Origin of the sequence: Rhizorhabdus sp., assembly GCF_018006725.1 — a bacterium.
In the GTDB taxonomy this organism is placed as follows: Bacteria; Pseudomonadota; Alphaproteobacteria; order Sphingomonadales; family Sphingomonadaceae; genus Rhizorhabdus.
Genome location: NZ_JAGMXV010000138.1, coordinates 1461 through 13235, shown reverse-complemented (window position 1 = coordinate 13235; position 11775 = coordinate 1461). Strand labels below are relative to the sequence as shown.

The window sequence follows — 11775 nt, the reverse complement described above, 5'->3', positions numbered from 1 at the left end:
TACAATTGCTCCATGGAAGCCGATATCTACGAGGTCGGTGGTCAGCAACGGTCCTGGTAGAATCAATCAAGCGTTCAGTGTTCGTTCTTCAACCTGGCCAAAATCGCAGCTTCGGGCCGACTGGGCCAGTTAGGCGAGGCCTATTCCAAATGTCGCGATCGAGGTGCCGAGCCAGCGGCGGCGGGAAGCTTTTGGTGCTGCTACTCTAGGTCCGCTGGCGGGGCCGATCGCGCACCTTGCACCGGCGAGCTGGCAAATGGCCCGAGCGCATGGCGGCGCGCGTGCTGGATGAACCCACCCTTTGGGATGCCGGCCAGCATCTGATGGTCAGCGCATCGCAGCCGAGCTGGGAGGTGATAGTCACGGCCGACAGGGTCTTGCGCGACAATCGCGAGACGATCAAGGGATGCCGCAAAGCCGCTGTGAAGGCGAAGCAGGCGGTGCGCTGCACGATCCAGAAAAAGGCGGCGGAATAGCTACGGACGCCTCCCGGCTCAGCCGCAAGAGGTGATGGTCTCCGTCATGGACTCGCATCGGTGCTAGTGAGCCGATGCCCTGCCCCGATCGCCGCGACGGTTCCAGGCGAACCCGATCGCGATAGCCACCGCCATCAGGAGCTGCGCCAGCACGGATTGCCATGTAGGGAACAGGCCAAGTATTGAGAGCCTGGGCACATCGCGAAGCGGCGCTATGGCAATGATGCCCGCCTCTTGGAGAGCGGAAACCCCCTTGCCCGCGAGCACGACCGTCAGGATCGCCATCAGCCAGGAGCTGTAGCGGAAGAACTGCGTGATCGGCAGCGTGCGGCTGTAGCGAAGCATGGCCCAGGCGATCACCGCAAGCAGGAGAACGGCCGAGCCCGCCCCGGCCAGCAGCACGGGACCGTTTCCTTGCGACCAGAGCGCCGCGTAGAACAGGATTGTCTCAAAGACCTCCCGATAGACCACCACGAACGCCAGCCCGAACAGGAACCAGCCCGATCCTCCGGTGAGCGCCCGTGACATTTTTTCCCGGATATAGCGTTGCCACTGATCGGCTTGCGCCTTGCCGTGCATCCATATTCCAACCGAGAGCAGCACGACCGCAGCGAACAGCGACCCAAACCCTTCGGTCAGCTCCCGGCTCGCGCCGCTGATCCCGATTGCATAGGTGGCCACCACCCAGGTGATCCCCCCGGCAACGAGCGCGCTGATCCAACCGCCATGCACGTATCGCAGCGCCTCTCCTCGCTCCGCCTTGCGAAGGAACGCGATCATGGCGACGACGATGAGCAAGGCTTCGAGCCCCTCGCGCAGCAAGATCGTGAATGCGCCCAGGAACGTGGACGCTTCCGTGGCGGCATCAGGCGCCAGCGCCGCTTCCGCATCGTCGAACAGCCCGTCGAGCACTGACACCTTTTCCGCGAGCTCGTTGGGCGAGGCACCGCGGTCGATCGCGGCGCGAAACTCGCCCATCGCGCCTTCGATCCGGCCCATCAGCGCCGCGTCGCGCGCGGTGAGCGTTGGTTCGACCGGCTCGAACCCGTCGAGATAAGCCGACAAGGCCAGCTCCCTCGCCCCGCGCGCATCGCCACGCCGCGCTGCCGCTAGGCTTTGGGCGAGCTTGGCGCGCGCAACCGCAAGCGAGCCAGGCGCGTGTTGCATCACCTGATCGGGATGGCGGCGGAGATAGGCCATGACCGCATCGGCCTTCGCTTCGCCAATCGAGGTGGCGAGCGCGGCCGGGGTGAGCGCGACGAGGGTTTTCAGGTCCGGTATGCGCTGGCGAAGCGCCGGGTTTGACTTCCACAGCCGCTCGCCTTCGCGCGCCTGTTCGTCGGTGAAGGCGAAGCTCCCGGCGCGGAAGGCGAGCGCCCAGCGCTGATCGTTCGCCACATCGGCGAAGCTCTGCATCCCTGTCCCGTCGATCCCTTGCGTCACCACCTGATAGAGCGCGAACACGCTTCGCTGGCGGGCGCGCTCGGCATCAGTGAACGCGATCGGCGGCGGATCGAGCTTGGCGGCGTCGGGGCCATGCCCGTCGCCCGTCATGCCGTGGCAGGACGCGCAGGATTGTCGAAACAGCGCATCGGCCGAGGCGAGGTCCGGAGCCTTGTCGGGCGCGAGCGGCACTGGATAGGCGCGCAGCAGATCAGCCGCCAGCCCGTGCGCGGTGGTCGCCACCTGTTCAGCCGATGCCTTGCGCGCGATCATCCCTTGCAGGTTGTCGGCTCCTTGAACCAGCGCCGGCCGTTCCGGCTTCGCCGGCAGATCGCGCAGCCGCGTCGTAACGGACGCGGAGAACTCGTTCATCTCGGCATACTCGGCCGCGCTCTTGACCCGGCCCTCGGCAACCGCACCGCCATAATCGACGGCGATATAGTCGAGCAGCCGCCATGCGGTTTGCACGTCGCCGGGTTCGGCCATTGTCGCGGCCGGGATGAACAGCGCGGTGAGCGTGATGGCAAGCCGCAGGAGGACAAGTTTGAGACGCGTCACTTCATATTATCTTTGTCTCGATGCGATGCAGCTTAGCCGCAGGCCACCAACGATCCTGCGAAGGAATCGCATTAGCATGCTGGACCGTACCGGAACAGTGTCGATGCTCGCTTAAAGCTGTAGCCGCGGTCCACCGCCCCCGTCATCACCCCCGCCGCCTGAATGACCGCCCGGATAGAACTCGGTACCTGGACTGCGCCATGCTGTGCCCCTCCTCTCTGGAGGCGAGTAAGGCCTCAAATTACGTATTTGTCCCAGCTCGCATAATGTTCGGGGCTGCGCTTGCCGCGCGGCAGGCTGAGCCCGATGAGCGCGATTCCCACGACCACCGACACGATCGCCCCAAGGGGGCCGGCCCCTGTCAGCAGGAACGGGGCAGCGACGAGCCATGCCCCGAACGCGACATTGATGAAGCGCAGCGCGCGGGCGACCTCCGCGGTGGCGATGATCGCCACGGTGATGACCAGCGCGCCGACGACATGGTCGCTGTTCGCCATCTCGCCTTCGTTCCCCAGGATCACCCGCGTCAGCATCAGGAAGGCGCCGAGCACGATACTGGCCGCCAGCGTCCACGGCAGCGTCAGCCCGCGCTTCGCATCCGCCCAGAAGGTAGAAGGCGAGGCCATCACGTCGGATGCGTCCTCGGCCCCCGCCTCGACCGCGTCGCCCTGGAAGAAGGTGCGGATCAGCGGCTTGCCGCGGCGCTTCGCCCAGGCGAGGAACTGGCCCATGGCAATGACCTCGTCCAATGCGAACGGGATCATGATCAGCATGGCGAGCGCGGCGATCAGCGCCAGCGTGCTCCACGTGCCGATGACGATCGGCTGGCTGATGATGAAATAGATGCTGACGACGCCGAGCGGAATGACGAGAATGCCGAAGAAGGTCACCATCCACGGCATGGTCCGCCAGCGGTCGCGGGTGCCCATCACCGCCATAAGAATTTCGAGCACGTAGCTGACTGTACCAAGACCGCCGTCGGGGATCGGCCAAGCCTTCGACATGTCGGATGTAATGATCTCCTCGGTCCCATTGCGCGGGTCGGCCAGCGATCCAGCAAAGAACGGCTCCCACACAGTATCGATGTGGCCTAACTGGTAGGCCGTCAGGATACGCGAGGTCAGAAGCCCAATCAGCGCCATGGCGACGATCGGCAGCCGCTGCGCGTCCGTCGATGGCGAATAGGTCCAGCCAGGCGGGATGTTCTTGGGGTCCATCATGCCCGCCATGCTCATGCCCGGCATCATTGGCACGAGCACCGACAGGGCGATCACGGCCGAGCCGATGAGCAGGTTGTTGTTGTACTGCGCGGCGCTCGGGCTCCAGAAGATCAGCGGCGCGAAGAACAGCCAGATGCCGATGAACGCGACAGCCCACTGCGCCCATGTCTTGGTGCGCGGGGCGAGCGACAGCGCGCCGAACAGCGCGATGGCGAGCCCGCTGACGACATCGCTGATAGCCAGTGCGCTGGCCCGCCATTCGATCGAAGGCAGCCCGCGATCGACGGTTACGAAACGCGCGGCTTCGCCGACGCTCTGCGTGGTCATGGAATCATAGATGAGCGGGCTGGAGGCGAGCCACAGACCGAGACCGATGTTGGCGTAAAGCGCCCAGCGTGCGCGGCGCTCATCGCGGTCCATCAAGGCCATGTGATCGCCGTGCCCGCCGTGGTCCGACATGGCCGCGACCGCGGCGCCGGACCCGTGCCCCATCGCCGCGTGGTCCATTTTGCTGTGATCCATCCCGCCGTGATCTATGCCGCCCGTTCCGGCGGCCGCTGCGGGCTGGTGGTGGCCAGACCCCGCAAGCTCGGCCTCTGGCTCTTCATCCCACGCGACCAGGTTCTCGTTGAGCTTGTTGTTCCGGTACCAGGCCCGCGGATGCCGCTTGAGCGCAGCGACGATCGCCGGGAGCGTGTCGCGAAGGCTGTGCTTCGGTTCCCACCCGAGCAGCGACCGTGCGCGCGAGATGTCGAGGATATAGTGGTCGTTGCTGCTGTCGATCATCCAGGGCTGGATAAAGTCGTCGCTGCCGAGCGCTTCGTTCTGCAGGATGATCCCGGCCTTCGCGAGCGGCTGCGGGATGCGGATCGTCTTCCAGCCCTCGCCGTGGAGCGCCTCCCCGACGATGTCCTGGATCTCGGCATAGCCGGGCGGGTCGGGTTCGCCGACGAGCAGCGGCAGTTCTGACGGCAAGTCGTGCCGCCGATCGACGAGGCGCACCACGGCGTCGGCCAAGTCCTCGCGGTGCACCGATGACTGTGCCGCGCACAGCATGCCGGGATAGAAATGCGAGATCAGGCGGTGCTCGTAGATCTGCGATATCTGCTGCGCGAGAAACGCCGAGCGCCCGTCGTCGTCGTAAACTCCTGCGGCGCGGAGGAAGACGACGGGGATGTTCCCGTGGCGCTCATGCAGCAATGCCTCGGTGTCGACCTTGGACTGCGGATACGCCCAGGACGCACCGATTGGCGACTCCTCGCTGATGCGCTCCTCCGGAGTGGCGGTCGGCTTATGGACCAGCATCGTGCTGGCGAAGACGAATTGCTCGACCTCGAACGATTGCAGCCCGTCAATCAGCCGGCGGGTGCCCTGGACTGTCACCTTGTCATAGAGCGGGTTAGGCTTGCCGGTTATGTCGTAATAAGCGGCTAGGTGGATAACCGACGCGATGCGGGCGCCGTATCGTGCGCGCACCTCCTCGAGCGCGGCGCGGACCGCCTCGTCGGACCCGAGATCGATGGCGACCGCGGCCGCAGGAGGCGGCGGGTCCGGAGGACCGGCACGATCGAGTCCGACGACCGTGTAGCGTTCGCCGAGCCGGGCAATGAGCGCGGCGGCTATGAAACCGCTCGCACCCGTGATGAGGACGATCTCAGGAGCACCCTTGCCGCTCCCGGGCTCGCTGCGTTCGACGTCGGTCATGACTCTGCCACCCTCGTTCGTTCACCTTTGAATACATCAACAGACCCAGCAGAGGTAACCTCACCTACATGCCCGATGCGGGCGGTGCGAGGGTGCCAAGCCATGCCACAAGTGCCAGGATACCGATTACGCAGGCTGTCTCGACCGCCAGGCTGACTCGCAGCGCCATAAGCGCTCCGTCATGATCGTTCATGGCAATCGATCGTTCGAAGGCCGGCGTGAGGCGGAAGCGATTGAGCGAAGCGAGCCCCAGCATCGCTGCGAACAAGACCAGCTTGGCAAGCAGCAGCAAGCCGTAGAGCGTCGTGCCCAAGGACGTGAAATTGGCTGGGCCTATGAGCAGCCAACTATTGATCAAGCCGGTGATCACTAAAATGGCAACCACGAGCGTGCCCACCGCCCCGAAGCCGTGCAGCGCCCGATGGGTGAGCTGAAGGTGCGCGGTATCGATCGCCTCGGCGCGGCGCGTCATCAGGAGAAGCAATCCGAACAGTGCGCCAACCCATATACCGCCTGCGAGGAGATGGAGAATGTCCGCGCCCAGGTGAAGCCATCCGGTGCTTCCCTCGTCCATGGCGCCGTGCCCGTTCCAAGCGAGTGTCGCCAACGCCGTAGCGGCGGCAATCATGGCGGTCGCCAGCCATGATGCTCTGCCTCGCGCCAGCAGGGTCGCGCCCCCGGCAATGACCAGCGCTACCATGCGCACCTTCCAGGCGGAGCCAACCGGTGGCCCTCCGAGCAAGGCAGCCACCGCGGCCTCGTCGACCGGCCAGAATGGAGATCCGGCCATCGACGAGGCCATGAGGATCAGGCCAGCGGCTGAGAGCAGCAACCCGAGCACAGCACTTCCCGAAAGCCAAGGCCGCAGAGCGATTGCATCCTCGCGCTCGCCGAGCCTAAGGCCATAGAGGCTGAACGCCGACAGGCCGAACAGCACCGTCAGGACCAGGTACAACGCCAAGCGGATGGCGACGGTCGGCCAGTCGAGCATTCGCTCACTTCACCGTGAAGGTGTAGCTGCCGGTGATTTTGTGCGTGTCGCCGGAAACGACTTGCCAGTCGACGTTGTAACGCCCGCGCGGAAGACGCTGCTTGGGGATGATGGTTAGCGTACGCCCGTCGGAGCCGACCGCGGCGCTGCTCGGCATCTTCATGGCCGCCATGCCAGGCATCGCGGCCATGATCAGTTCGGCCTTGGAGAAAGCAGGTACGAGTTTCTCGCTGAACTGGAGGCTGATCTTCTCCGGGGTCGCGACGGCCGCGTTGGCGGCGGGGCTGGCGGACACCAGCTTCGGGTGCGCGTTTGCCACGCCGCCTGCGAAGAACAAGGCGGCGGCGGCAGTCGTGATGAACAAGCGACGCATGCGGGTAATCTCCATTTCCGTTGAGTTCACCTGTATTACGCAGCAGGACGGGTCATCCTCACGATCTTTTTTCGTGCCGCCGCACCCTCTTGATGAGGGGGAAGCGGCATCGGCGCGTATTCACAAGGGAGTACAGAGCGCTTTCTACCTGCGCCTACCGTCCGAATGAGTAGGGCCGCGGGCCCGCCGGGCGCATGCGCGGGGTAATGATGAGGTTGCGGTTGACCAATCAAGGCTGGACTGGCGATCCCGAGGAGGTCATCGACTGTCTGATTGTGGGCGGCGGCCCCGCTGGACTCACGACCGCGATCTATCTTTCCCGCTTTCTCAGGAGCTGCGTCGTTTACGACGCGGCGGCGGGGCGCGCCGCCTCCATCCCGCGCTCGCACAACCTCCCAGGATTTCCCGGCGGCATTTCCGGCGTCGCGTTTCTTGCGCGATTGCAGGCTCAGTTGCATGAATATGGCGGTACGGTCCAGAGCGGTGAGATCGACGCGATCGTCGCATCAGGCGATCACTTCTCGGCAAGTTGCGGACCGAACGTCCTGTACGCGCGGACCGTCGTGCTCGCGACGGGTGTCGTCAATCGACGTCCCGAGATGCCCGATGCGATGCATGACATCGGCGTCGCGCGTGGCCTTCTCCGCTACTGCCCGATTTGCGATGGTTATGAGGCTCGGCGGATGAGCGTGGCGGTGCTCGGCTGCGACCGCCATGGCGCTGAAGAAGCCGAATTCCTGCGCGCTTATGGTGCCAAGGTCACGCTTCTCGCCGAACGGTCGCTCGACCTCGCACCGACCGAATTTGCCAGGCTGACCCAGCAGGGCGTCGATGTCGCGCCCTCGCCTGTCGAGCAGCTGCGTCTTGGCGATTGTGTCGAGGTTCGATTGGCCAATGGCCTGGAGCTACAATTCGACACGCTTTACCCTGCGCTCGGCTCATCGCCTCGAACAGGGCTTGCCACTTCGCTGGGCGCGAAGCTCGCGGCAACGGGATGCGTGCTGACCGACGCCCACCAACAAACCTCGGTTGCCGGCCTCTACGCGGTTGGTGACGTTGTGGAAGGGCTCGATCAGATCAGCGTCGCGACCGGACAAGCAGCGGTCGCTGCGACCGCAATCCATAACCTGTTGCGCGACCGCGACAGCGGATTGGCATCCGCCATGGCCGGGCTGTGGCCGGCTCAGGGCCTACCGCCGACCTAGGGTGAGCCATTGGCAGTGCAACGAGTGAAAGCCCTAAACCGGAGCGCTGATTCGTACCACACGGCGATCGGCGACACGGCCCTTCTCGGTTCGATGATCCCGCACCACGATGGTGCGCGCGCGCAGGCGGCGTGGCCGTCGAAACTGTGCGCTACCCCCGGCGCCGGGGGTTAATCGATACGCCAAAGCGGCTGAACGGTCCGACGCAAAGGCCGGAACATTTCAGGTTCGTACCTCTTACTTAGACAGGGGGTGACCGCTACCTGAACAGGAGAGAACCATGCACCACATGCAAGAGATGATCGCCACGCATCCGGACGTGAAGGGAAACACGAACGACGCACTGATCCGCTGTATTGAGGAGTGCTACTCATGTGCTCAGATCTGCACGTCGTGCGCTGATGCCTGTCTGGCGGAAGAGATGGTCGCGCAGCTTCGCCAGTGCATTCGTCTGAACCTCGACTGCGCCGACATCTGCCTGGCGGCAGGTTCTCTCGGCACCCGCCGCACCGGCAGCAATGAGCAAGCGCTGGTCGCGGCTCTTCAAGCCTGCGCCATCGCCTGCGGGCTGTGCGCGGAGGAATGCGAGAAGCATGCGAGCACGCACGAGCATTGCCGCATCTGCGCTGAACACTGCCATCGCTGCGAGCAGGCCTGCAGCGAAGCAGTTCAGTCGATCCGCTGATCAGTCAAAGGGCGCGTCCTCGGTGAAGACGCGCCCTCGGCCGTGCCTGTTCAGAAAACGACCGCTTTATGCGCACAGCCGGACCGGTTCAGAATGCCAAGTGGTATATTCCGCCGTGCATGAAGGTTCCGCCAAGGAATCCCTGGATGGAGATAGCGAGCGTCATCAGGCCAAGCACCACCCAGTACAACGTCCGCGACCGCTCGGGAACCTTACGGTGGCGCGCTGGCATCCAAGCCAGCGCGACGCCGAAGACCGCGATCAAGGTCCCGAGCCAGCGATGCGTCATCAGGATCGGGTTGCGATCGGTCAGGTAGAACCCGCCCGCGAACCAACCCAGAAACGCCGCCGCGATCGCTCCCAGCGCGCCGACCACCAGCATTATATGTGCGACATGCTGATAGTCGCGGTTGCGGCGCCACAACCCGAACAGCTCCACCCCGAACGCACCGATGAACAGTGCGATGGGAAAATGAATGACCATGGTGTGCAGCCGGCCCAGCCAGCTCACAAGCCGTTCACCGAAACTCTTGTTCTTGTTGGCGGTCTCCTCGTGCATGCCGCCCATGTCCATGTCGTCGCCGGCGATGTCGCGGCCGCCCATGTTCATGTCCACGGTCGACATAGAGCCCATGCCCATGTGGCCGTCGCCAGCGTCTGCTCCATCCTTTTTCTGAGTCTCGACTGCGCTGTTAGCACCTGGCCCGGCCCCGAGCGCATCGTGATCTTCATGCGCCGCTGCCGATGTGCTTACTGACATTGCAACCGCAAGGAGCAAAGCGAAGGCTCCGCTTCGTTTACCGCGCATCACCCAACCCCTTGTTTCGTGTTCATCAATGCCCGTTTGCCTCACCCGGCCAAATCCTTTCGTGAAACCCATCGCCCGCTCTTCAAGACGAACTGGGCCGTGGAGCTACACCAGCTGCGGCGACCGCGTCTGCCGCCCCAGCCTGAAAAAACCGCCGATCAGCTGCCGTGGCGCGCGAACAGGCGGCGCCCGCCGGGACCGAAGGCGACCACGTCATAGGCCTGCGTCTTGACGCCCGGCACTTCCATTCCCGGCGAGCCGAGCGGCATACCGCCGACCGCGAGGCCTCGCACACCCTTGGGCCGGGTCGCGAGAGCCCGCTTCATATCGGCAATCGGCACGTGGCCCTCGAAAGCCATGCCATCGGCGATTGCTGTGTGGCAGGACGAGACGTCCGCAGGGACCCCCGCGCGCTTCTGCAGCGCCGGGCGATTGGAATCATCGACGACGCGCACCTGGCGCCCGAGCTGCCGCTGCACCTGCGCTGCCCACTTGGCGCAACAGCCGCAGCCGGGATCGCGGTGCATAACGATCGGGGTAGCCGCGCTGGCGGCAACCGGAACCAACAAGGCTGCGGCAGTAAGCGCGGATCGTAAAGCTGTCTTCATGGAAAAACTCCTTGGTCATTCCTCCCGCCCCCTCGTGGGGCGGGAGGAACGAAGATTATCACTGAGGACGCTTGCCCATCGACCGGAGCATCGCCTGGAGTTCACCGATGCTCTTGTTCTGCTCGGCAATCGATTTCTGAGCCATTTGCCGGGTCTTCGCATCGGGCGACTCCCGGAGAACGATCTGCGACATGGCGATCGCACCGCGGTGATGCTCGATCATCTTGCGGACCCACGTCTCGCTCGCATTAGCGCCCTTGGCCTTCATCATCTTTTCATGCATCGCCATTTCGGCGGGCATGAAAGGCGTGTTCATGCCAGGCATGTTGTCGTGGTTCATGCCTTGCATTTTCGAGTGGTCCATGCCCTGCATCTGCTGCTGAGCCAAAGCGGGGCTCGCCGACATCGCGGCCAGAGCCAGAAGTGTTACTGCCTTGAACATCGTTTTCTCCTTCTTGACCTCAGCCAACCCGACAAGACTAGTCGGCCTCAAAACCATGTGCGAATGCCCAGAACGAGGCTGGTGGATATCGCATCCTCGCCATCCTCGCGTGCAAAACGAGCAGAACGGCCCACTCTGCGCTCGTACGAAACACCTATATAGGGGGCGAACTCTCGCTTCACCTCGTAGCGCAGCCGCAAGCCAAGCTCGATATCCGACAAGCCCGAACCGATCCGGTCTGCCGGAACGTCCTGCGCCGCAAACTCAGCTTCGACACGAGGCTGGAGAATCAGCCGCTGGGTGATGCGCTGATCGTAATAGCCTTCAACGCGGCCCAGCACGTCTCCCTTGCTAGACAAGAACAGTGCGCCCTCGACATCGAAGAAACCCGGAGCCAGGCTCTCAAAACCGACTGTCGCGTAAACACGCGAGGGATTAGGCTTGAAGTCGTACCGGATCCCTGCCTGAAAATCGGTATAGGGTCCGATTGCCCGTGCGTAGAGCGCCTGCAGCTCCGCCCTTTCCAAGCTTCTCCCAAAGTTCCCTTCGCCCTCGGTTTTAAGAACCAGACGATTAACGTCGCCACCGTACCAGGCGCTGCCATCCCAACGATAAGCATCGCGACCATCCCGGATCTGGACTTCAGCCAGGTTGAATATGACCTGCGAGAAATTCTGCCCGCCGTGCATCGACCGCAGATGCTGCTGCGAATGCGCCATGGCAGCGGCAGAGTAGACCTGGTCCGCGGCACGATCCGTCGGAATGGGGGGCGGCGGAGCGGTGCCGGCCTGCAGGTTGGTGCCGATCATCGCCGCGCCCGTGCCTGAGGGCATGCTTCCCATGTCGTGTCCCGGCATGCCTTGCATCGCGCCCGAACTCTGGCCCATTCCCGGCATCGATCCATGGTCCATGCCTTGCCTGGTGCTTGGCTGGCCGGAGGCGGCACCGCCGGAGGCACTTGGCATGGCCGACATGTCGTGCGCGGTATTGGGGTTGGGGTTGGCTCCAGGCGTATTCATGCCCGGCATGGTCGTCATGTCATGACCGGCGTGAGGATCGGCAACGATCGTTGCAGGGGCCGGAGGCTTGGCGGGCTGATTCGCAGCGGGCTTGGCCCCCGATCCCGTTTTCGCGGGCGGTGTCGATCTAGCGGCGGGCTTTGGGGACGCTTTGCGCGCGACGGGCTTGGTCGCTGCGGGCTTCTTGGCGGCCGGCTTTTTAGCGGCCGGCTTTTTCACCGCTGGCGTATTTGACGGCGGCAT

General features: G+C 64.1%; 11 protein-coding genes. 3 read left to right on the top strand and 8 right to left on the bottom strand.

The window, feature by feature from the left end:
* The first annotated feature begins 269 nt into the window (after positions 1 to 269).
* Positions 270 to 476 carry a DUF6118 family protein gene (locus KAY22_RS17500; RefSeq protein WP_051519908.1) on the top strand — a complete coding sequence of 69 codons (207 nt, stop codon included), beginning with the start codon at positions 270 to 272 and terminating at the stop codon, positions 474 to 476.
* A 63-nt stretch (positions 477 to 539) separates the two neighbouring features.
* Here the strand turns inward: KAY22_RS17500 and KAY22_RS17495 are convergent, their stop codons facing one another.
* The 4 genes from KAY22_RS17495 to copC all read right to left on the bottom strand — a co-directional run bounded on the left by KAY22_RS17495 (position 540) and on the right by copC (position 6765).
* Entirely contained in the window at positions 540 to 2405 is a 1866-nt protein-coding gene (locus KAY22_RS17495; protein WP_082736289.1) for a cytochrome c/FTR1 family iron permease, read from the bottom strand.
* A gap of 308 nt (positions 2406 to 2713) precedes the next feature.
* The gene (locus tag KAY22_RS17490) at positions 2714 to 5401 is read right to left on the bottom strand and encodes a vitamin K epoxide reductase family protein (RefSeq protein ID WP_037475977.1); all 2688 of its coding nucleotides are present in this window, start codon (positions 5399 to 5401) and stop codon (positions 2714 to 2716) included.
* A gap of 64 nt (positions 5402 to 5465) precedes the next feature.
* Positions 5466 to 6392 carry a copper homeostasis membrane protein CopD gene (gene copD / locus KAY22_RS17485; RefSeq protein ID WP_185708004.1) on the bottom strand — a complete coding sequence of 309 codons (927 nt, stop codon included), beginning with the start codon at positions 6390 to 6392 and terminating at the stop codon, positions 5466 to 5468.
* Between the two features lie 4 nt (positions 6393 to 6396).
* The gene (gene copC, locus KAY22_RS17480; protein WP_037475981.1) at positions 6397 to 6765 is read right to left on the bottom strand and encodes a copper homeostasis periplasmic binding protein CopC; all 369 of its coding nucleotides are present in this window, start codon (positions 6763 to 6765) and stop codon (positions 6397 to 6399) included.
* A gap of 221 nt (positions 6766 to 6986) precedes the next feature.
* Here copC and KAY22_RS17475 point away from each other — a divergent pair, with 221 nt between their 5' ends.
* Together KAY22_RS17475 and KAY22_RS17470 are read left to right on the top strand one after the other, a co-directional pair.
* Positions 6987 to 7970 carry an NAD(P)/FAD-dependent oxidoreductase gene (locus KAY22_RS17475; RefSeq protein ID WP_366514101.1) on the top strand — a complete coding sequence of 328 codons (984 nt, stop codon included), beginning with the start codon at positions 6987 to 6989 and terminating at the stop codon, positions 7968 to 7970.
* Between the two features lie 280 nt (positions 7971 to 8250).
* Positions 8251 to 8655 carry a four-helix bundle copper-binding protein gene (locus KAY22_RS17470; protein ID WP_082736288.1) on the top strand — a complete coding sequence of 135 codons (405 nt, stop codon included), beginning with the start codon at positions 8251 to 8253 and terminating at the stop codon, positions 8653 to 8655.
* Between the two features lie 88 nt (positions 8656 to 8743).
* Here KAY22_RS17470 and KAY22_RS17465 read toward each other — a convergent pair whose 3' ends face one another.
* The 4 genes from KAY22_RS17465 to KAY22_RS17450 form a co-directional block, all read right to left on the bottom strand.
* Positions 8744 to 9535 (bottom strand): DUF2231 domain-containing protein, encoded by a 792-nt coding sequence (locus KAY22_RS17465; RefSeq protein WP_231725740.1) that lies wholly within the window; start codon positions 9533 to 9535, stop codon positions 8744 to 8746.
* Positions 9536 to 9621: 86 nt separating this feature from the next.
* Positions 9622 to 10071, bottom strand: coding sequence for a DUF411 domain-containing protein (locus KAY22_RS17460; protein WP_185708008.1), 450 nt, complete (start codon positions 10069 to 10071; stop codon positions 9622 to 9624).
* A gap of 58 nt (positions 10072 to 10129) precedes the next feature.
* Entirely contained in the window at positions 10130 to 10513 is a 384-nt protein-coding gene (locus tag KAY22_RS17455; RefSeq protein ID WP_296624588.1) for a DUF305 domain-containing protein, read from the bottom strand.
* Positions 10514 to 10560: 47 nt separating this feature from the next.
* Positions 10561 to 11775: a copper resistance protein B gene (locus KAY22_RS17450; protein ID WP_296624587.1), complete on the bottom strand. Its 1215-nt coding sequence runs from the start codon at positions 11773 to 11775 to the stop codon at positions 10561 to 10563.

Excerpts from the sequence above, each read along its gene's own strand:
- KAY22_RS17465 (WP_231725740.1), bottom strand. The coding sequence starts at position 9,535 with ATGGGTTTCACGAAAGGATTTGGCCGGGTGAGGCAAACGGGCATTGAT.
- KAY22_RS17495 (WP_082736289.1), bottom strand. The coding sequence starts at position 2,405 with ATGGCCGAACCCGGCGACGTGCAAACCGCATGGCGGCTGCTCGACTAT.
- KAY22_RS17470 (WP_082736288.1), top strand. The coding sequence starts at position 8,251 with ATGCACCACATGCAAGAGATGATCGCCACGCATCCGGACGTGAAGGGA.
- KAY22_RS17490 (WP_037475977.1), bottom strand. The coding sequence starts at position 5,401 with ATGACCGACGTCGAACGCAGCGAGCCCGGGAGCGGCAAGGGTGCTCCT.
- copC (WP_037475981.1), bottom strand. The coding sequence starts at position 6,765 with ATGCGTCGCTTGTTCATCACGACTGCCGCCGCCGCCTTGTTCTTCGCA.
- KAY22_RS17455 (WP_296624588.1), bottom strand. The coding sequence starts at position 10,513 with ATGTTCAAGGCAGTAACACTTCTGGCTCTGGCCGCGATGTCGGCGAGC.
- copD (WP_185708004.1), bottom strand. The coding sequence starts at position 6,392 with ATGCTCGACTGGCCGACCGTCGCCATCCGCTTGGCGTTGTACCTGGTC.
- KAY22_RS17460 (WP_185708008.1), bottom strand. The coding sequence starts at position 10,071 with ATGAAGACAGCTTTACGATCCGCGCTTACTGCCGCAGCCTTGTTGGTT.
- KAY22_RS17450 (WP_296624587.1), bottom strand. The coding sequence starts at position 11,775 with ATGCCGCCGTCAAATACGCCAGCGGTGAAAAAGCCGGCCGCTAAAAAG.
- KAY22_RS17500 (WP_051519908.1), top strand. The coding sequence starts at position 270 with ATGGCGGCGCGCGTGCTGGATGAACCCACCCTTTGGGATGCCGGCCAG.